The 19185-nt window shown below is 69.7% G+C and carries 20 protein-coding genes; 11 read left to right on the top strand and 9 right to left on the bottom strand.

The features are described from left to right. Nucleotides 1–196 precede the first annotated feature (196 nt). Nucleotides 197–694, bottom strand: a complete 498-nt coding sequence (locus ACLL81_RS05680) for a GNAT family N-acetyltransferase (RefSeq protein ID WP_411287375.1) — start codon at nucleotides 692–694, stop codon at nucleotides 197–199. Nucleotides 695–995: 301 nt separating this feature from the next. Here ACLL81_RS05680 and ACLL81_RS05675 point away from each other — a divergent pair, with 301 nt between their 5' ends. Then, the gene (locus tag ACLL81_RS05675) at nucleotides 996–1607 is read left to right on the top strand and encodes a GNAT family N-acetyltransferase (protein ID WP_411287374.1); all 612 of its coding nucleotides are present in this window, start codon (nucleotides 996–998) and stop codon (nucleotides 1605–1607) included. 33 nt (nucleotides 1608–1640) lie between these two features. After that, complete coding sequence (locus ACLL81_RS05670; protein WP_411287373.1) at nucleotides 1641–3308, top strand: putative bifunctional diguanylate cyclase/phosphodiesterase; 1668 nt, start codon at nucleotides 1641–1643, stop codon at nucleotides 3306–3308. A gap of 98 nt (nucleotides 3309–3406) precedes the next feature. On the opposite strand, the gene ACLL81_RS05665 is transcribed toward ACLL81_RS05670, so the two are convergent. After that, on the bottom strand, nucleotides 3407–3970 hold the full coding sequence (locus ACLL81_RS05665) for a YqgE/AlgH family protein (RefSeq protein ID WP_411287372.1): 564 nt from the start codon (nucleotides 3968–3970) through the stop codon (nucleotides 3407–3409). A gap of 114 nt (nucleotides 3971–4084) precedes the next feature. On the opposite strand from ACLL81_RS05665, the gene ACLL81_RS05660 reads away from it, so the two are divergent. Then, the gene (locus ACLL81_RS05660) at nucleotides 4085–4567 is read left to right on the top strand and encodes a peroxiredoxin (RefSeq protein WP_411287371.1); all 483 of its coding nucleotides are present in this window, start codon (nucleotides 4085–4087) and stop codon (nucleotides 4565–4567) included. On the opposite strand, the gene ACLL81_RS05655 is transcribed toward ACLL81_RS05660, so the two are convergent. Next, nucleotides 4564–5178 carry a DNA-3-methyladenine glycosylase gene (locus ACLL81_RS05655; protein WP_411287370.1) on the bottom strand — a complete coding sequence of 205 codons (615 nt, stop codon included), beginning with the start codon at nucleotides 5176–5178 and terminating at the stop codon, nucleotides 4564–4566. The two genes, ACLL81_RS05660 and ACLL81_RS05655, sit on opposite strands and share 4 nt — an antisense overlap. On the opposite strand from ACLL81_RS05655, the gene ACLL81_RS05650 reads away from it, so the two are divergent. Both ACLL81_RS05650 and ACLL81_RS05645 read left to right on the top strand, forming a co-directional pair. Continuing rightward, nucleotides 5177–6358: an amidohydrolase family protein gene (locus ACLL81_RS05650; protein WP_411287369.1), complete on the top strand. Its 1182-nt coding sequence runs from the start codon at nucleotides 5177–5179 to the stop codon at nucleotides 6356–6358. The two genes, ACLL81_RS05655 and ACLL81_RS05650, sit on opposite strands and share 2 nt — an antisense overlap. Continuing rightward, nucleotides 6345–7472, top strand: coding sequence for an esterase-like activity of phytase family protein (locus tag ACLL81_RS05645; protein WP_411287368.1), 1128 nt, complete (start codon nucleotides 6345–6347; stop codon nucleotides 7470–7472). Before ACLL81_RS05650 ends, ACLL81_RS05645 begins: the two co-directional genes overlap by 14 nt. Here the strand turns inward: ACLL81_RS05645 and ACLL81_RS05640 are convergent. Next, nucleotides 7461–9209 carry an acyl-CoA dehydrogenase gene (locus ACLL81_RS05640; protein WP_411287367.1) on the bottom strand — a complete coding sequence of 583 codons (1749 nt, stop codon included), beginning with the start codon at nucleotides 9207–9209 and terminating at the stop codon, nucleotides 7461–7463. The genes ACLL81_RS05645 and ACLL81_RS05640 overlap by 12 nt on opposite strands. A gap of 98 nt (nucleotides 9210–9307) precedes the next feature. Here ACLL81_RS05640 and ACLL81_RS05635 point away from each other — a divergent pair, with 98 nt between their 5' ends. Further along, complete coding sequence (locus ACLL81_RS05635; protein WP_411287366.1) at nucleotides 9308–10234, top strand: L-threonylcarbamoyladenylate synthase; 927 nt, start codon at nucleotides 9308–9310, stop codon at nucleotides 10232–10234. Here the strand turns inward: ACLL81_RS05635 and ACLL81_RS05630 are convergent. Together ACLL81_RS05630 and ACLL81_RS05625 are read right to left on the bottom strand one after the other, a co-directional pair. Continuing rightward, the gene (locus ACLL81_RS05630; RefSeq protein WP_411287376.1) at nucleotides 10222–10611 is read right to left on the bottom strand and encodes a type II toxin-antitoxin system VapC family toxin; all 390 of its coding nucleotides are present in this window, start codon (nucleotides 10609–10611) and stop codon (nucleotides 10222–10224) included. The genes ACLL81_RS05635 and ACLL81_RS05630 overlap by 13 nt on opposite strands. A gap of 5 nt (nucleotides 10612–10616) precedes the next feature. After that, nucleotides 10617–10895 (bottom strand): type II toxin-antitoxin system VapB family antitoxin, encoded by a 279-nt coding sequence (locus ACLL81_RS05625; RefSeq protein WP_411287365.1) that lies wholly within the window; start codon nucleotides 10893–10895, stop codon nucleotides 10617–10619. A 67-nt stretch (nucleotides 10896–10962) separates the two neighbouring features. Here ACLL81_RS05625 and ACLL81_RS05620 point away from each other — a divergent pair, with 67 nt between their 5' ends. From ACLL81_RS05620 to ACLL81_RS05610, 3 genes are read left to right on the top strand one after another with little or no spacing between them, the layout of a single operon-like run. After that, nucleotides 10963–12372: an FAD-binding oxidoreductase gene (locus ACLL81_RS05620; RefSeq protein WP_411287364.1), complete on the top strand. Its 1410-nt coding sequence runs from the start codon at nucleotides 10963–10965 to the stop codon at nucleotides 12370–12372. Between the two features lie 40 nt (nucleotides 12373–12412). Continuing rightward, nucleotides 12413–13210, top strand: coding sequence for a peroxide stress protein YaaA (gene yaaA / locus ACLL81_RS05615; RefSeq protein ID WP_411287363.1), 798 nt, complete (start codon nucleotides 12413–12415; stop codon nucleotides 13208–13210). A gap of 2 nt (nucleotides 13211–13212) precedes the next feature. After that, on the top strand, nucleotides 13213–14010 hold the full coding sequence (locus ACLL81_RS05610) for a 3-hydroxybutyrate dehydrogenase (RefSeq protein WP_411287362.1): 798 nt from the start codon (nucleotides 13213–13215) through the stop codon (nucleotides 14008–14010). A gap of 9 nt (nucleotides 14011–14019) precedes the next feature. Here the strand turns inward: ACLL81_RS05610 and ACLL81_RS05605 are convergent, their stop codons facing one another. Next, complete coding sequence (locus ACLL81_RS05605) at nucleotides 14020–14571, bottom strand: peroxiredoxin family protein (protein ID WP_411287361.1); 552 nt, start codon at nucleotides 14569–14571, stop codon at nucleotides 14020–14022. Between the two features lie 135 nt (nucleotides 14572–14706). Between ACLL81_RS05605 and ACLL81_RS05600 the strand changes: the two genes are divergently transcribed. Further along, nucleotides 14707–15486: an SDR family NAD(P)-dependent oxidoreductase gene (locus ACLL81_RS05600; RefSeq protein WP_411287360.1), complete on the top strand. Its 780-nt coding sequence runs from the start codon at nucleotides 14707–14709 to the stop codon at nucleotides 15484–15486. A 70-nt stretch (nucleotides 15487–15556) separates the two neighbouring features. Beyond that, a complete protein-coding gene (locus tag ACLL81_RS05595; protein ID WP_411287359.1) occupies nucleotides 15557–16540 on the top strand; it encodes an NAD(P)H-dependent flavin oxidoreductase in 984 nt (327 codons plus the stop codon). 62 nt (nucleotides 16541–16602) lie between these two features. Here ACLL81_RS05595 and ACLL81_RS05590 read toward each other — a convergent pair whose 3' ends face one another. Further along, nucleotides 16603–18519 (bottom strand): alkyl/aryl-sulfatase, encoded by a 1917-nt coding sequence (locus ACLL81_RS05590; protein ID WP_411287358.1) that lies wholly within the window; start codon nucleotides 18517–18519, stop codon nucleotides 16603–16605. 269 nt (nucleotides 18520–18788) lie between these two features. After that, the gene (locus ACLL81_RS05585) at nucleotides 18789–18938 is read right to left on the bottom strand and encodes a hypothetical protein (RefSeq protein WP_411287357.1); all 150 of its coding nucleotides are present in this window, start codon (nucleotides 18936–18938) and stop codon (nucleotides 18789–18791) included. Nucleotides 18939–19185 lie beyond the last annotated feature (247 nt).

Raw genomic sequence — 19185 nt, 5'->3', positions numbered from 1 at the left:
CCGCCGACCTCGTCCGCCTCACCGGCCGCATCCTGGCGTCGCGCAAGGCCGCCGTGGCGGTGCTGGGCCCCAAGGCCGCCCTGAAGGCCGCCCCAGCCTTCGAGAAAGCCCTGTTCGGCTAAGTCGCGGAGGCGACCTCCGCGAGGTCCGAAGTGGGTGGAGAGCGGCCCCTAAGTGAGAGGCCGCGCTCCTTGTTCTACGGCCCGTCGAAGGCGCGGTGGAAGCTCACCTCGCCGCTTGGTCGGGAGCCGTTGAGGGTCAGGCGCTGGAATGCTCCCGGCGGCGCGCCGACGTTGTAGAGGTGCGGATCGCTCTCAAACCCAAACCGACGATAGTATGCCGGGGCGCCGAGCAGGACGCACCCGCCTGCGCTCATGAGTTGGAGCTGTCGCAGTCCTTCGCGGATCAAAGCCTGACCGATGCCCCTCCGCTGATGATCCGGCCACACGGATACGGGTCCGAGGCCGTACCAATCGCCGGCCTCGCCGTTGATCGTGACGGGTGAAAAGGCGACGTGGCCGAGGATTTCGCCACCCTCCGTCGCCACGAGCGAAAGGGTCAACGCCCCTGCCGCTCTCAACGCATCGATGACCTCAGCTTCGGTTTCATCGCTGAAAGGCATGCCCTTGAACGCCGTGTCGGTGAGCGCGTGAATGGTGGTCGCGTCCTCGGGACGCTCCAGTCGGATTTGCATGATGATGAGCCTGTAGGAAACCTAGGTGGGCAGCCGACCGGGGGACCGCGATCTCCGCGGCCCTGGTAGCTGCTGCGACGTGTCTCGCGCGTGCGAGACGCTCAGCGGGTTCCCACAGTCTCTGACATGATCCTGACGTAGCGCGCCGGCGACGAAACGCAAGCACTCGCGGAGTCTACTAGGGTTCGCGAGCAGTCGTTTACCTGGCGACAGGAAGAGGGCTCCCGCGATGCCCTATTGGGTACACGCCTAGCTGAGCCTCGCGCTTGCGGGCGGGGAAAGATTCCGCGACCCTGCCGCCATGGCTCTGCTGGACTGGATCGCGCCGGAAAGCGGCCTTCGAGTGGAAGGCGAGGGGATCGTCCTTAGGCCCCCGCGCGCCGCCGACTATCTGGAATGGCGCGAACTGCGCGCCGTCAGCCGCGCCTTCCTGCAGCCCTGGGAGCCCACCTGGCCCGCCGACGACCTGTCGCGCGCGGCCTTCCGCCGCCGGCTGCTGGCCTATGCCCGGGACCGCGACGCGGGCGCCGCCTATCCGTTCTTCGTGATCCGCGCCAGCGACGAGGCGCTCACCGGCGGCATCACGCTTTCCAACGTCCGGCGTGGGGTCGCCCAGATGGGGTCGGTCGGCTACTGGTGCGGCCGGCCCTTCACCCGCCAGGGCCATACGGTGGCCGCGGTCCGGGCGCTGTCCGAGTTCGCCTTCCGCACCTTGGGCCTGCACCGGCTGGAAGCGGCCTGCATTCCCGACAACATGGCCTCGCGCCGGCTGCTGGCGAAAGCCGGTTTCGCCGATGAGGGATACGCCAAGGCTTATCTGAAAATTAACGGCGGTTGGCGAGACCATGTCCTGTTCGGCCTGGTGTCGCCGCTTCGCGGACCTGATGGCCCGGACGTCGGTGTGTCGGTCTGACCGGCGCGTAGAGGCCAGGACGACCCAGAGGCTATGCCCAACGACCGCTGGATCTGGGACGCGACCGCCTCGCTGGAGGCGCTGGGCGCCGCCGACGTGGCGCTGTGGATGTGGGAGCCGGAGAAGGACCGCCTGCGGCTGACGGGCGCCTCGCGCGCCCTGGGCCTGGGTCCCTTGGCCCCCGATTGTTCCTCCGCCGCCCTGCGCGCGCTCGCCCTGCCGCAGGACCGGGCGATGGCCGACGACATCCTGCGCTTCCAGGAGCCGGGCGCCGAGATCGCCGTGCGCCTGCGCATGCGCGGCGCCGGCGTCTGCATCTGGCGCGGTGTGTGGCTGGAGGAGGGCTGCCGTGCCGCCGGCGTGGTCGCGCCGGAAACCAAGTTCGCCGCCTCCGACCAGGACGGCCTGACCGGCCTGCTGGACCGCAAGAGCTTCATCGTCCGGGCCCGCGAGCGCCTGCAGGTCCCGGGCGCCCACGAACTGATCGTCGCCGACCTGGATCGCCTGCGCCGGCTCAACGAGGCCCTGGGCCATGAGCGCGCCGACCTGGTGCTTGCGGCGCTGGGCTCGCGCCTGGCCGCGGCCTTTCCGGCAGGCGCCATCCTCGCCCGGATCGGCGAGGACGAGTTCGCCGCGCTTTCGCCGGTGGGCGCCTCCCCGGGCGCCGAGGCCCTGCGCCAGGCCCTGGAGCAGCCGCTCAGGGTGGCCGGTTTCGACATTCACCCAACGCTGTCCATCGGCGCCGTGGAAGCCCAGGGCGGCGACGAGGCGCCGGAGGCAACCGAGCTGCTGCGCCGCGCCGAACTCGCCGTGGAATCCGCCAAGAGCCATGGCCGTGGCGGCGCCGCCGCCTATGGCCGCGGCCTGGAGAGCGACGGTCTGTCGCGCCTGGCGCTGGAGGGCGACCTGAAGGGCGCCATGGGCCGTGACGAACTGGCCCCATACTACCAGCCGATCGTGCGCCTCTCCACCGGAGGGCTCTCCGGCTTCGAGGCCCTGGTCCGGTGGCGCCATCCCCGCCGCGGCTTGCTGATGCCCGAGGAGTTCCTGCCGCTCTGCGAGGAAATGGGCCTGATGGGCGAACTGGGCGCGATGATGATGCGCGAGGCCGCCCGGCAGCTCGCCGCCTGGCGGGCGCGGCACCGCGCCGCCGGGGACCTTTCCGTGTCGGTGAACCTCTCCACCGGCGAGATCGACCGCCCCGACCTGGTGGCCGACGTGCTTTCGATCCGCCGGGAGACCGACCTGCCCCCCGGCGCGCTGAAGCTGGAGGTCACCGAGGGCGACGTGATGCGCGACCCGGACAAGGCCGCGGTGATCCTGAAAAACCTGGGCGCAGCCGGCGCGGCGCTGGCGCTGGACGACTTCGGCACCGGCTTCTCGTCGCTCTCCTACCTCACGCGCCTGCCCTTCGACACGCTGAAGATCGACCGCTATTTCGTGCGCACCATGGCCACCAACCAGGGTTCGGCCAAGATCGTCTCTTCGGTGGTCAAGCTGGGCCAGGACCTCGCGCTGGAGGTGGTGGCCGAGGGCGTCGAGAACGCCGGCATGGCTCGCCAGCTGCTGGCGTTGGGCTGCGACTACGGCCAGGGCTTCGGTTATGCGCCGGCCCTGTCGCCCCAGGAGGCCGAGGTCTATCTCAACGAAAGCTATGTTGACGGCGCGGCGCCGGTGAAGGCCCGCGGCAGCCGGGGTTAGAGCGCTTTCCGCCGAAGTGGCCGCCGGTTCGGCGTCAAAAAGCGCGACCCAGCAAATGTCTGGAGCGCCGCTCCCATTCAATCGGAGCGAATAGCACTCTAAGCCCGCCCCGCGGTGAAGCTCAGCCGCTCGGGGTCCACGCCCAGCTTGGCCAGCGCCCGGGTCCATTTGGTCTCATGGTCGGCGCCGAACACCAGCGCCTCGTCGGCGTCGCAGCTCAGCCACACGTTGTCCTTGATCTCATTCTCCAGCTGGCCGGCGCCCCAGCCGGCGTAGCCCAGCGCCAGCAGCGCCAGCCGGGGCGTGCCGTCGCCGGCCGCCATGGCCTCCAGCACGTCGCGGGTGGCGGTGAGCGCGACGCCGGCGCTGATATCCAGGCTGTGCTCGGCCCGGTAGTCGTCGGTGTGCACCACGAAGCCGCGCTCGCGCTCCACGGGGCCACCCATCAGCACCAGGTCCGCCGGCGCCTTGATCTCCGACTTGATCTCCAGTCGCTCCAGGAGGTCCGGCACGGTCAGCCCGTCCACGGGCCGGTTCACGGCCACGCCCAGGGCGTGCTGGCTGTCGTGTGCGCAGACCAGGATCACCGCCCGCTCGAAGCGCGGATCGCCGATGCCCGGCATGGCAATAAGCAACTGGCCTGCGAAAAAACGACCTTCCATCCATGCGAATTTCGGCGCGGATCGCTCAGGTTTCAAGGGACTTGACGCAAACCGCGGTTGAAGCGCGCGCAGTTGTCGCTATCTGCGGGGCATCAACATTCCAGAGGGACGGTCATGACCATCAAAGTCGGCGACAAGCTGCCGGGCGCCAAGCTCACCCAGGCCACGGCCGATGGGCCTAAGCCGGTCTCCACCGACGACATTTTCGCCGGCAAGAAAGTCGCCATCTTCGCGGTGCCCGGCGCGTTCACGCCCACTTGCTCGGCCAAGCACCTGCCCGGCTTCAAGCAACTGGCTGGCGACATCAAGGGCAAGGGCGTCGACACCATCGCCTGCCTAAGCGTCAACGACGCCTTCGTCATGCGCGCCTGGGCCGAGGACCAGGCGGTGGGCGAGGACATCGTCATGCTGGCCGACGGCAACGGCGACTTCACCAAGGCCATCGGCTTGGAACTCGACGGCTCGCGCTTCGGCATGGGTCCGCGCTCGCAGCGCTATTCCATGATCGTCGACGACGGCGTGGTGAAGGAGTTGAACGTGGAAGAGGGCGGCGAATTCCGCGTCTCGGCCGCCGACTACCTGCTGGCGCAGCTCTAGGACTTTGGAAACGGCCGGCTCACGAAGCGTGAGCCGGCCTCGCCGAACCGCCAGGCAAGGTCCTTCGCGCGGCTGATGCCGATGCGCGGGCCGGCGACGACGCCGACGGCCTCGCCGGCAGTCAGGGCGAAGGGCGGTGCGTGCACGGCCCGGCCGTCTAGCGCGCGGGTCACCCCCAGCGCTTGGCAGAGCTTGCCGGGGCCGGAGCACAGGGCGCGCGGATCGGTCAGGCCGCGGCGCTCGTGCATCTCCTGCAGGCTCGCAGTGGGTTCCAGGGCGCGGATCAGCACCGCGCCGCCCGGGTCTTCACCGCAGACCAGGTTCAGGCACCAGTGGATACCGTACGAACGATAGACGTAGGCGTGGCCCACCGGGCCGAACATCGCCGCGTTGCGCGGCGTCTGGCCTGAGAAGCTGTGCGAGGCCGGATCCGCGTGGTGATAAGCCTCGGTCTCGACGATGCGACCGCCGACGCCGGCCACCGTCAGTTCCCAGCCGATCAGGGCGCGGGCCACCGTCGCCGGGTGCTGGCGCCACAGCTCGGCTTGACGCGCCGGGCCGCAGAGAGCCCAATTGTCGGCGAAACCAGACATCAGGGAGGCATCTGGCATGCCATACGCCGAGGGCCAAACCATCCACGACGCCGACAGCCACGTGATGGAGCTGCCGGGAACCATCCACCGCTACCTGGACCCCAAGGTCCGCGAGGCCTTCGTCGAGAAGACCGGCCGCCGCGACGTGCTGCCCGAGTGGTTCGCCAAGGCGGCCGCCCAGCAGGAGGACCCCGAGTTCCGCGCCGGCGCCGAAGCCAACATCCTGCTGCGCAAGAACTACGAGGCGCTCGGCGCCTTCCGGGCGTCCGACCGGCCGGCCACCCTCGACCACCTGGGATTCGCCAGCCAGCTGGTGTTCACCACCGCCTGCCTCTCCAACTGGGGGCTGGAGCAGATGGGCGAGGTGGACCTGGCCCTGGAAGCCGCCCGTGCCCACAACCGCATGATGACCGAGTTCTGCTCGGTGGACCGCCGCCTGCTGGCCACCGGATACGTGCCGCTGATCGATCGGGCGCGGGCCCCGCAGATCGCCGCCGAGGCCATCGCGCTGGGCGCCAAGGGCCTGGTGATCCCATCCCGGCATCCGCCGGGCTTCTCGCCCAGCCATCGCGAGCTCGATCCGCTTTGGGCGTTGGCGCAGGAGGCCGGCCTGCCGATCCTGTTCCACGTTGGCGGCGAGGAGAAGATGCACCGCGACTACCTGGAGAACGGCCTGCCGTTCGTGAAGGACTTCCACGGCGGCGACGAGAATTTCACCTCGCTCACCTTCATGGCCATCCCGCTCAGCGCCTGGCAGACCCTGTCGGCCCTGGTCATCGACGGGGTGTTCGACCGCTTCCCACGCCTGAAGTTCGGGGCCATCGAACTGGGCGCCTCGTGGCTGCCCAGCCTGATGAAGTTCATGGATTCGGGCGTCGCGGCGTTCGGCCGGGAAGAGCGGCTGCAGACCCTGTCCGGCACGCCCAGCGAGATCCTGCGCCGGCAGCTTCGGGTGACGCCCTATCCGCACGAGGACGCCAGCTGGATCATCGAGAACAGCGGGGAGGGGATGTGCATGTTCTCTTCCGACTTTCCGCACGTAGAGGGCGGCCGCAATCCGTTGAAGCGGTTCAACGACAGCCTCGCCGGCGCCAGCGATGCGGCCAAGCAGGGCTTCTACCGCGACAACTTCATCGACCTGATGGGCAAGGGCCTGGACCCGGCGCTGCACGACCTGCCGCAGCTTGCCGCCGCCTGAGGTCACGCCTCTCAGATGGCGCGACCCGCCCCTGGGCGAGATCGCGTTTCCCGCAGGCGTCCTTCGCCTGACGCTGGGTGTGGGCTCCGGCCTCAGCCGGCGTCCGGGCGATCCGCCGGGGCGTTTCTGGGGCTTGGGCGACCGGGGGCCCAACCTGAAGATCGCCGACGCCATCTCCAACTACGGGTTGGATCACCTGGAGCCCCTGCGCGGCCTGGACGGCGCCAAGGTGCTGCCCGCCCCGGAGATCGGCCCGACCCTGGCCGAGCTGCAGATCGTGGGCGATCGCGTGGAACTTCTCCGGACCCTTCGCCTCTCGACGCCGGACGGCGCCCTGGTTTCCGGCCGCGCCCTGCCGGGCAGCCGGCAGGCGGACATGGAGCCAACCTTCGACGCCGCTGGTCTGCCGCTGGCGACCGACCCCGCCGGCGCGGACACCGAGGCTGTGGCGGCCCTGGCCGACGGGTCATTCTGGGTGGCGGAGGAATACGGGCCCTCGCTGATGCAGGTGGACGGGCAAGGCGTCGTGCGCCGGCGCTGGACGCCGCAGGGGCTGAACCTTCCAGGAGTCCAGGCGATCCTGCCCGCCCGCGCCGCGGAGCGCAGGATGAACCGTGGCCTCGAGGGCCTTGCCGCCTCCCCGAACGGGCGCTGGCTCTACGCGGGTTTCCAGAGCGCCCTGGATCGCCCGGGTGAGGACCGCCGCGCGGCGTTGATCTGGAAGCTGGACGCGGCCACCGGCGGCCTGGCCGGCGAGTTCAGCTATCCCTTCGATCCGCCGAAGAGCTTCACGGCGGACGCCGCGGCGGGGCGGGTCGACGCCGGCGACCTGAAGATCTGCGAACTGGCCTGGGTCGGGCCGGACCGGCTGCTGGTGCTGGAGCGGATTTCCCGCAGCGCCCGCATCTACCGGATCGACCTGGCCACCGGCCGGCCGCTCATCAAGACCCTGTTGTTCTCCACCGACCGGGAAGGCGGGATCGCCGCGGACCTCGAGGGGATGGCGGTGATGTCCGACTGCGAACTGGTGCTGGCCACGGACAACGACTTTGGCGTCGAGGCTGCCGAGACCCGTTTCTACCGCCTGGTTTTCGACAGGCCTCTAGCCGGCTAAGGCCGCAGCGCTGGTCGCTTCCAGGTCCGCCTCGCCGTCGCAGACGCCATCGGCGACGCCGGGGGCCTGGGCCAGGACCTGGCCGGCGTAGAGCCGCGCCAGGGCGCCCTTGCTGCGCATCCACGGATCGTCGGAGCCCGCCGCGGCCAGCGCCTGGCGGCCCAGCATCCACCCGCCGATGACGTCGCCGCAGAGCTTCAGGTAGGGCGTGGCGGCGGCCAGGCTGGCCGCCCCGCCGTTGGCGAGGACCCAGTCGGTGGCGCGCTCCAGAGCTGCGACGCCGGCCGAGAGGCGCGCGCCCACCGACGCGAGACCGGCATCCTTGGACAGCGTGTCGGCGGTGGCGGCCATGTCCGCGCAAAGGCTGCGCATGGCCGCGCCGTCGGCGGCGCGCAGCTTGCGGCCCACCAGGACGATGGCCTGAATGCCGTTGGTGTCCTCATAGATCGGCGCGATGCGGGCGTCGCGGTAGTGCTGGGCGGCGCCGGTCTCCTCGATGAAGCCCATGCCCCCGTGCACCTGCACGCCCATGGAGGCCACCTCGACCCCCATGTCGGTGGACCAGGCCTTGGCGATCGGAGTCAGCAGTTCCTGCCGCGCCCGGGCGGCGTCGCGCGCCGCCTCGGTGTCGGCCAGGCGGGCGAGGTCGGCGAGCACACCGGTGGTCAGGCAGATGCCCCGGGCGGCCTCGATCTTGGCCTTCATCAGCATCAGGGTGCGGCGCACGTCCGGGTGATCGTAGATCGCCGCGGGATAGTCCTGCGACCAGGCGGCCTTGCCCTGGCGCCGCTCCTGGCTGAACGCCAGCGCCTGCTGGAAAGCCCGCTCGGCGATGGCGACGCCTTGCACGCCGACCTGCAGCCGCGCGGCGTTCATCATGACGAACATGTGGGCCAGGCCCTGGCCCACCTCCCCGACCAGTTCGGCCTTCGCCCCCTCAAACAACATCACGCAGGTGGGCGAGCCGTGGATGCCCAGCTTGTGCTCGATGGAACCGGCGCGCACGGCGTTGGGCGGGCCAAGGCTTCCGTCGTCCGCCACCGCAAGTTTGCTGGTCAGGAACAGGCTGATGCCCTTGACCCCCGGCGGCGCGTCGGGCGTTCGGGCCAGCACCAGGTGGCAGATGTTCTCCGCGGCGTCGTGGTCGCCCCAGGTGATGTAAATCTTCTGGCCGGTGAGGCGGTAACCGCCCTCGCCGTCGGGCTGGGCCCGGGTGGTCAGGGCCGCCAGGTCGGAGCCGGACTGGGGCTCGGTGAGCTGCATGCTCCCGGTCCACTCGCCGCTCACCAGCTTGGGCAGGACCAGCCGCTTCTGCCGTTCCGTGCCGTGCTGGGCCAGGGCCTCGATGGCCGCCTGGGTGAGCATGGGGCAGAGGCCGAAGGCCATGTTGGCCGCATGGACCATCTCGAAGACCGCCAACTCCATGGCCTTGGGCAACCCCTGGCCGCCGTACTCCGGATCGGCGGAGAGCGAGTTCCAGCCCGCGGCGACGAAGGCCTGATAGGCGGCGGCGAAGCCCGGCGCGGCGGTGGCCTTGCCGTTGGCGTAGCGCGCGCCCTCAGTGTCGCCCCGGCGGTTCAGCGGGGCCAGTTCGTTGTCCGCGAAGTCGCCGGCCGCCTCCAGCACCGCGAGCACCGTGTCGGCGTCGAGCTCCGGAAAGGCGCTGGCCAGCAGCGCGTCGTGGCCGACCGTGGAGAGCGCGAACGCCAGGTCGCGGACGGGGGCGCGGAAGGTCATGGCAAGCTCCGTGGCGGATGGGTCCTTCTAGTCCGGCCACGGGGCGGGAGGGAAGGCGGAGCTTTTGCGCGCGCCTGCCGTGTCGTAAGCGCTCAGCCGTGGAGCGCCACCAACAGATCGACCAGGCCGCCGCCGCCCTGCGCCAGGGCGGCCTCGTCATCATGCCCACCGAAACGGTCTACGGCCTGGCGGCCGACGCGGCCGATCCTCGCGCCGTGGCGGCCGTCTACGTCGCCAAGGGCCGGCCCAGCTTCAACCCGCTGATCGCCCATGTGGCGGACCTGGCGACCGCCCGGCGGATCGCACGGTTCGACGCCCGGGCGCTGGTGCTGGCCGAGCGGTTCTGGCCGGGGCCGCTGACCCTGGTGCTACCGGCAGCCGACGAGGCCGCGGTCTGCGACCTGGCCCGGGCCGGGCTGGACACCGTGGCGGTGCGCAGCCCCGCGCACCCGCTGGCGCGCGCCCTGCTGGCCAGCTTCGGCGGGCCGCTGGTGGCGCCCTCCGCCAACCGCTCTGGCCGGCCAAGCCCCACCACCTTCGCCGACGCGGTGGAGGAGACGGGCGCCGCCGCGGCTTGCGCCCTGGACGGCGGCCCTTGCGCCATTGGCCTGGAGTCCACTGTCGTCGCCCTGCTGGACCAGCCGAGCCTGCTGCGCCCTGGAGCGGTGACCCGTGAGCAGATTGAGGCGCTGATCGGCCCGCTGGCGGAGGCGGAGGCCGACGCCCGGCGCTCCCCCGGCCGCCTGACCCGCCACTATGCGCCGGCCTCGCTCATCCGCCTGGAGGCCGAGGTCCCGCTGGCCGGCGAGGCGTTCCTGGCCTTCGGACCCCACGCAGCCGGCCCCGGCGTCTGGAACCTGAGCCCCGCCGGTGATCTCGCCGAGGCCGCCGCCAACCTGTTCGCCCACCTGCGCGCCGCCGACCGCACCCGGCCCCTGGCCATCGCCGTGGCGCCGATCCCCGGTCAGGGCCTGGGCGAGGCGATCAATGACCGCCTGCGCCGGGCGGCGGGCTATGTCGGCTGACGCGCCGGGCGGATGTCGGTGAGCGCGAAATCCTTGCCCTTGTAGAGCAGCGGCGCGTCCAACTGTTTGGCGAGGGCGTAGGCGAAACAGTCGCCGAGGTTCAGGCGGGCGGGGTGGTGGCCCTTGCCGAACTGGAGATAAGCCACAAGCGCCCCGTGGGCCGCCGCCGCGTCCTCTCTCACCACCACGCCTATGCCCGTCAGCCATCGATCCAGGCTATCGCCGCTCTCGAGATAGCCGCGGCCGATCACGTGGATGCCTGTCTCCACGTAGTTGACGGGACTGAGGAACGACACATCGGCGACCCTCATGATATCCAGGTGATCCAGCCAGTCCGCTTCCTGGGCGGCGATGGCCACCAGGGCGGACGCGTCCACGACGATCAACGGTCGTCGCCCCGTTCGCGATCGTCCTCCCAAACGGCGTCGAAGTCCGCCCTGGTGACCTTCAATCGGCGCTTGTCGAGCCCAACGCTCCGCCGGAACGCCTGCGTCGCCGCGATCATATCGTCCAGCGTGCGTCGCGGCCCGGGCTTGGCCTGCTCCTGTTCCAGGCGTTGCTGCACGGCTTCGTCGATGGCCCCCGTCAAGGTCGCGCCGGTCAGCATCGCCAGCTCGCGGGCCTTGCGCTCGGTCTCGGGGTTCTTGATCAGGATGGCCATGGCGGGGTTCCTTTATATAACGGAGTATATACTGGCCGAGGGCCAGCGTGAAGCGTAGGTTCAGCCCATGACCGCCCCCGTCCCCGCCGATGTGCTCTCGCGCCTGAAGGCCGTGCTGGGCGAGGCCGGCTGGAGCCAGGACCCCGAGCGCCTGGCGCCCAAGCTGCTGGAATGGCGCGACCGCTGGACCGGGACGACGCCATTCCTGGCCCTGCCGACAACCACGCAGGACGTGGCCGCGGTGGTCGGCATCTGCTTCGAAGCCGGCGTTCCGATCACCACCCAGGGCGGCAACACCGGCCTGGTGGGCGGCCAGATCCCCCAGGGCGAGGTGCTGCTGTCCACCGAGCGGATGCGGGCCATCCGCGAGGTCGAGACCTTCGACGACGTGCTGGTGGCCGAGGCCGGGGTGACGCTGGCCGCCGTGCACGAGGCCTGCGCGGCGGTGCGCCGGCGCTTCCCGCTCGGGCTGGCGTCCGAGGGCTCGGCCACCGTCGGCGGCATTGTCTCCACCAACGCCGGCGGGACCCAGGTGCTGCGCTACGGCATGGCGCGCAACCTGGTGCTGGGCCTGGAGGCGGTGCTGCCCAACGGCGAGGTCTGGAACGGGCTGAAACGCCTGCGCAAGGACAACACCGGCTACGATCTCAAGCAGCTGATGATCGGGGCGGAGGGCACGCTTGGCGTGGTCACCGCCGCAGCCCTGAAGCTCTATCCGGTGATGGCGTCGCGCGCCGTGGCCATCGCCGGGGTGGCCAGCCCCCAGGCGGCGATCGATCTCCTGGTGCGGGCCAAGGACGAGACCGGCGGCGCCGTGGAGGCCTTCGAGCTCATGGGCCGCATGGGCGTCGACTTCGCCCTGAAGAACATCGCCGGCATGCGCGATCCGCTGGCCGCGGCCCACCCCTGGTACGTGCTGGCGGAGTTCAGCTCGGGCGAGCCCGGCGCGGCCGAGGCGGCTATGGAGCGCTTCCTGGCCGCTGGCCTGGACGACGGCCTGATCGGCGACGCCGTGGTGGCCCAGACCGAGGCCCAGGCCAAGGCGCTGTGGGCCATCCGCGAGAACCAGTCCCAGGCCCAGAAGCCGGAGGGCGCCACCTGGAAGCACGACATCTCCGTGCCGGTCAGCCAGGTCGCGGCCTTTCTGACGGAGGCGACCGCCGCCATGCAGGCCTTTGCCCCAGGCGCCCGGATCGCCGCCTTCGGCCATCTGGGCGACGGCAACATCCACTACGACGTGCTTCGGCCCGAGGGCGGCGAGGACGCGCGCCATTCGGCGGGGCGCGACCAGGGCTCGCGGATCGTCCACGATATCGTTGTGAAGCTGGGCGGTTCGATCAGCGCCGAGCATGGGCTGGGCTCGATGAAGACCGCCGAGGCGGCGCGCTACAAGAGCGCCGTGGAGCTGGCCGCGCACCGGGCGATCCGCCAGGCGCTGGACCCCAAGCGCATCATGAACCCGCGGGTCTTGTTCTAGAGGCTTGGCGCCACGGCGAAGTCGGGCCAAAGGAGCCTTAATGCTCGTCGTCCTCTCCCCGGCCAAGGCGCTCGACTTCACGGCGGCGCCGCTCAGCGCGCCGGTGTCGGCGCCGCAGATGGCCGACCAGACCGTCGAGCTCGCCAAGGTGACGCGAAAGTTGCGCGCCGCCGACCTGAAGCGGCTGATGGGCATCTCCGACGCCCTGGCAAGGCTCAACCGCGAACGTTTCCAGGCCTTCGATCCGGGATCGGAGGAAGGGGTGCAAGCCGCCTTTGCCTTCAATGGCGACGTCTACGCCGGCCTGCAGGCGCGAACCCTGGACAGGAAGGGCCTGGCCTTCGCGCAGGACCATCTGCGGATACTCTCGGGCCTCTACGGGGTGCTGCGGCCCCTGGACGCCATCCAGCCTTACCGCCTGGAGATGGGCGTGCGCCTGAAGACCCGGCGCGGGCAGAGCCTCTACGACTTCTGGGGGGCCCGGGTGGCTGAGGCGCTGAACACCGCCGCCATGGGCCACAAGGACAAGACCTTGGTGAACTGCGCCAGCCAGGAATACTTCGGTGCGGTGGACCGAGCGGCGCTGAAGCTGCCTGTCCTGACGTGTCGCTTCCTGGAGGAAAAGGACGGCGAAGCTCGCATGCTGTCGTTCTTCGCCAAGAAGGCCCGCGGCCTGGTCGCCCGCTGGACCATCGACCACCGCATCGACCGCGCGGCGGACCTGAAAGGGTTCGACGCCGCCGGATACCGCTTCGTCCCAGCACTGTCGAACGCGGACGAGTTCACCTTCTCGCGGCCCCAGCCCCCGCCGGTCGCCCAGACGCGCAAGGAAGCCTGATCATGGCTGTCGACTATCACCTTGAAGGCCACGTGGCCGTCATCACCGGTTCCACCAGCGGGATCGGCCAGGCCCTGGCCACGGCGCTGGCCGAACAGGGGGTCAATGTGGTGCTGAACGGGTTCGGCGACCCTGCGCAGATCGAAGCCGACCGCAAGCGCATCCAGGAAAAGACCAACGCCGCGGTGCGCTACCACCCCGCCGACATGACCAAGCCCGACCAGATCGCCGACCTGATCGCCTATGCGCACAAGGAGTTTGGCCGCCTGGACATCCTGGTGAACAACGCCGGCATCCAGCACGTGGCCGCGGTGGACGAATACCCGGAAGAGAAGTGGGACGCCCTGATCGCGGTGATCCTGTCGTCCACCTTCCACGCCACCAAGGCGGCGATTCCGCTGATGAAGGCCCAGGGGCGCGGGCGGATTGTCAACATCGCCTCGGCCCACGGCCTGGTCGCCTCGGCGTTCAAGGCCCCCTACGTGGCCGCCAAGTTCGGGGTGGTGGGCTTCACCAAGGCCTGCGCGGTGGAGCTGGCGCGCACCGGCATCACCGTCAACGCCATCTGCCCGGGCTATGTACGCACCCCGCTGATCGAGGCCCAGGTGATCGACCAGGCCAAGACCCGCGGTATCCCGCAGGACCGGGTCATCGAGGACGTCATCCTGGCGGCCCAGCCCAACAAGAGCTTCGTGCAGTATGAGCACCTGGCCGGGATGTTGCTGTATCTGGTCTCCGACATGGGCGCCTCGGCCACCGGCGCGGCCCTGTCGGTGGACGGCGGCTGGACGGCGACCTGACGCCCGGCTTTAGCGCTTCAGGCCGTCGATGGCGCCCAGAATGGCCTCCAGCGGCGGCCGCTTCTTGTAGTCCTCCTCGGCCAGCTTGGCCTTCACCACGCCCTGCGGCGACAGCACGAAGATCGACGCGTAGGGCACGCCCCAGGCGAAGCTGCCGGGCTTGTAGCGCGGGTCCCTGAGCTTGAAGGCGTCGATGGTCTTCGAACCCTGGTCGGAAAGCAGGGCGTAGGGGATTTCGCGTTGTGCGGCGAAGCGGGTCAGCACGTCCGGCGCGTCATAGCTGAGCGCGGCCATCCGGTAGCCGCGTTGCGCCAGGGGCCCCTGCGCGTCCTTCAGCTGGATCATCTGCGCCTGGCAGTAGGGGCACCACTTGGCTGAACGGACGAACACCAGCACCAGACCGTTCTTGCCCGCCAGTTGGCGCGCGGTGGTGGCCTTCCCATCGGGCGTTGTGGCCGACAGGGCCGGGACCCGGGCGCCAACGGGCGGGCCAACATCAAAAGCCATCGCCGCCGCCGGCCACAACAGCGTCAGGGCAAGGACCAGGGCGGGAAGTCTCATGGGTCATCTCCGGAAGCGTTCGCTACCCTGGGCATTCGCACGGGCCCCTGCAAACGTTACAGCGGCGCTTGACCTCCCGGCCCGATCCGGCGCCATTTCCGGCAAAGCGTACGAGCGCATCGAGGGAGATGACACGTGGCCTACACACCGTTCGACCTGACCGGAAAGGTGGCGCTGGTAACCGGCGGCAACGGCGGCATCGGCCTGGGCATGGCCGAGGGCCTGGCCGCGGCCGGCGCCAAGGTGGCGGTCTGGGGCCAGAACCCCGACAAGAACGCCAAGGCCGAAGCGACGCTGAAGGCCTATGGCGTCGAGGTGCTGGTACAGGCGGTGGACGTGGCCGACGAGGCCGCGGTGGTGGCCGGCGTCGCCCATCTCCTGAAGACCTTTGGCCGGCTGGATTTCGCCGCCGCCAATGCCGGGATCGGCGGCGGCGCGCCGTTCGAGGAGATGACCACCGAGAAGTGGCGCCGGGTCACCACGGTGAACCTCGACGCCGTATTCTGGACCTTCCGGGAAGCCGCCAAGCACATGATCGAGCGCGCCAACGCCGGCGATCCCGGCGGGTCGCTGCTGGTCACCTCGTCCACCTCGGCGATCCACGGCGCCCCGCGCAACCAGGCCTACGCCGCCACCAAGGCCGCCGTGCAGGCGATGATCCGCGGCCTGGCGGTGGAGTACGCCCGCTACGGCATCCGCGCCAATGCGGTGCTGCCGGGCTGGATCCGCTCCGACATGACCGCCGGACTGCAGGCCTGGGACAAGTTCAACGAGAAGGCCATCGGCCGGGTGCCCATGCGCCGCTGGGGCGAACCGGAGGACTTCTCCGGCCTCGCGGTGTACCTGGCCTCCGACGCCTCCAAGTTCCACACCGGCGACAGCTTCGTCATCGACGGCGGCTACACGATCTTCTGACGCCACGTCACCGTTTGCATCGCCGGCCCACTCGGCCATCTTGGGCGAAAGCACTGGAAGGACGTCCGTCATGACCCTGCACACCAAGCTCTGCGACCTCCTGGGGGTGACCCATCCGATCATGCTGGCCGGCATGGGCGGGGTGTCCTACGCCGAACTGGTGGCGGCGGTATCCAACGCCGGCGGCTATGGCGTCCTGGGCATGGCCGGGCGCGGGCCCGACTTCATCCGCGAACAGATGCGCCTGGTCCGCAAGCTGACCGACAAGCCGTTCGGGGTTGATCTGCTGGCCGCCTCGCCGGACTCGCTGACCGCCTCGGTGGACGTGATCATCGATGAGGGCGCCTCGTCCTTTGTGGCGGGCCTGGGCGTGCCCATGCCGATCATGGAGAAGCTCAAGGCCGGCGGCCTTAAGGTGATGGTGGTCTGCGGCGCGGTGAAGCACGCGGTGAAGGCCGAGCAAGCCGGCTGCGACGCGGTGATCTGCCAGGGCGGCGAGGGCGGCGGCCACACCGGCCTGGTCGGCACCCTGCCGCTGGTGGCCCAGGCGGTGGAAGCGGTGAAGATCCCGGTGGTGGCGGCGGGCGGGCTCTATGACGGGCGCGGACTGGCCGCGGCCCTGTCCCTGGGCGCCGTGGGCGTCTGGATGGGCACCCGCTTCATCGCCAGTCATGAGGCCCATGCCGGCGACCTGTACCGCCAGACCATCGTCGAGGCCGCCGACGAGGACACCATCCGCACGCGGTCCTATTCCGGCAAGCCCATGCGGGTGAAGAAGAACCCCTATGTGGATGACTGGGAGCGCCGGCCGCAAGACATCCAGGCGTTCCCCATGCAGGCCATGGTCTCCCACCAGGCCGGAGTCATGGGCGGCATCGGCGGTCAGATCGAGGGCCTCGACCCCGACAAGTCCTGCTTCGCCATGGGCCAGTCGGCCGGGGGCGTGCGCGAGGTGCTGCCGGCCGCCGAGATCGTGGCCCGCCTGATGGCCGAGGCGGAGGCCGCCATCGACCGGGTCACCGCCCTGCGCCAGCGGGCCAAGGCGCCCGCCTAGGAGATTGATGCCGACATCGGAGTCCGTTGAACGCCCGCTTGCTGGCGCGGGCGGTTGAGGACCTAGCGCGTGACGATCGGAAAGTCGGGCTTGAAGGCGTCCAGCCAGCCGATCAGGCGCTCGAGTGCGGCCGAGTCACCGTCCACATGGGCTCCGGCGAGCGGCGCGCCGAGGAACAGCGTCGAGATCAGCGCAGCTCTGGGCAGAGTGACGGTGGCGTCGACCGGTCCGGAGGCCGCGACGGCCTCGGCCACCAGGACGCCGTTGCGCACCGTCAGATAGAAGCGTTCCGAGCGCTCTGGGAAGACCAGCTCCAGCCGCAGGTCGCCGCCCGAGATCTTCTGCGGGTTTAGCCTAACGCCGATCAGGTCGAACAACATGGGCGAGGGCAGGTTGCGGATCAGGTCGATGGAGCCACCCGACGTCCCCGACCGGACCCCGCTCCGCAGCTCCATGGCGCCAGACAGGTATATGTTGCGCCAAAGCGCGCTCTCCGCCTGGTACCCGAGCTGATCATAGACACCAGCCAGCGCTTGGCGCGCGGCGATGTCGGAAGAGTCGGTCAGCACCAGGTTGTTGAGAAGGGTGGCAGCCCATCGGTAGTCGGCTGCGTCGGCGGCGGCCCTGGCCAGCTCCAACACCTGGGCTGCGCCGCCCATGGCGGCTACGTAACGGGCGGCCTGGTCGGCCGGATCGAGCGGCGCGAGGCTGGCCGGGTTGGCGTCATAGAAGCCCATGTAGCGCTGGTAGACCGCCCGAGCGTTAAAACTCATGGTTCCGTAGTAGCCACGGTTGAACCACCGGCGAGCCAGCGCTGGCGGGAGGGCGATGCGGTTGGCGATTTCCGGACCCGTCAGGCCCTCGTTCATCATCCGCACCGTCTGGTCGTGCAGATACTTGTAGCCGTCCCGGTGGTCGGCGAGGAAGCCGATGACCGCCTCGTTGCCGAACCTCGGCCAGCCGTGGCTGGCTATCATGACCTCGGTTCCTGCGCCGTAGAGCCGGATCGACTGAGTAAGGTGCTCAGACCACGCCTTGGCGTCGCGCACCAGGGCGCCGCGCGGCGTCAGCACATTGTGCATCGAAACGTTGGCGTTCTCGGCCATGTCCAACACGTGCAGGTCGGGCAGGTTGATATTCATCTCCGCCGGCGCTTCGGTCCCCGGCGTGAGCTGGAACTGCAGCCGAACCCCGTCGATGGTCAGCTCTTGGCCGGTGCGGTCGATGGTGAGGTTCGGCGGGACGAGGGTCATCGTGCCCTTGGAGATGGCCTGGCCGATCCCTGAACTCACCTGTCCCTGCGGCCCCGGCGGCAGGAAGAACCCGAACTGATAGGTGGCCCGGCGGCTCATGGCGTTTCCGGCCAGCACATTCTCGCTCACCGCCTCGGCGAGGAATCCCGCCGGCGCGATTACCTTAACCTTGCCGGAATCCACGTCGGTCTGGTCGACTAGGCCGCGGGCGCCGCCGAAGTGGTCGGAATGGCTGTGGGTATAGATGAGCGCCACGACCGGCCGCGGGCCGAGCTTCTCGGTCACGAGCGCGTAGGCGGCGCCAGCGGTCTCCCGGGTTGTCAGCGCGTCGATGACGATCCAACCTGTGTCGCCGCGGATAAAGGTGATGTTGGCGATATCGAAGCCGCGCACCTGCCAGATGCGGTCGGCGACCTTGAAGAGGCCGTGCCGCGCGAGCAGCTGAGCCTGGCGCCAGAGGCTGGGGTTGACGGTCGCCGGCGCCGTGCCTTGCAGGAAGTCGTAGGCCGACAGGTCCCAGGCCAGGCCGTTCGGCCCGGGAATCTTCGGATCCAGCCGCGTGCCGACGAACCCTCGGGTGGCGAAGTCGAAGTCCTGGCGGTCGGCGAACGGCAGGGCCTTCAGCGTCGCCGCCTGGCTGGCGACAGTGGCCGCGGAGGCGCGCTCGGCGCCCTCGCCAACCCCCGGCGCGCCAGCGATGACGCCCAGCGCGACTAACGCAGTCATCAGTCTCAAATTACTCACTCCCCCGTCTGGCATTCGCCGGTGTTGCCACCTCGCCCAAACTCCCAGCCGAACAGGCCTTGGGCAAGGCCCATGGAGCCCTGTGCTTGCGGGCCCCGTGGGGATCGAGGCCGCGCGACGCGAGTGACCTGTCAGAGGGTCCGCTCATGCGCGAGGTGGGAGGTCCTCGGTCCACCCGTTGCGGGCGCTCAACGGGTCTGCTTTACGGCGAAGTCCACCCTCCGATGCCCAGACGCCGAGAGCGACGCTAGCTAATAGCGGTCGGCGTAACGGTTCTTCGGCGTTTCGCTGATCGAGGCGAGCGGATAGGGAAGCATGGTGGAGATGACGGGCATCAAATTCTCGCCGTCGGGCGGGTAGCTGGGATCCAGTGACAGGCCGCAGCGGACCAACCTTCTCATTGGCGCCATTTGTGTGTGTCATTTAGACCCCATCGGTAGGCTAGGGCCTTGCCGGCCGCGGCGCCACCCCCGGGCGAGCGCGGCCTTTCTTGCGTCGTCTATCGGTCCCCTGCAGAGTCAGCTCGTCGCGTGGGGACTATCCGTCAGATTCTCACCACCAGAGCGCTTTCCGCCGAAGTGGCCGAGGTTCGGCGTCAGAAGGTGCGACAAATCACAGACCTGGAGCGCCGCTCCGAGTCTATCGGAG

It is taken from the genome of Phenylobacterium sp., assembly GCF_046590535.1.
GTDB lineage: Bacteria > Pseudomonadota > Alphaproteobacteria > Caulobacterales > Caulobacteraceae > Phenylobacterium.
This window is presented reverse-complemented; position numbering and strand designations above follow the sequence as displayed.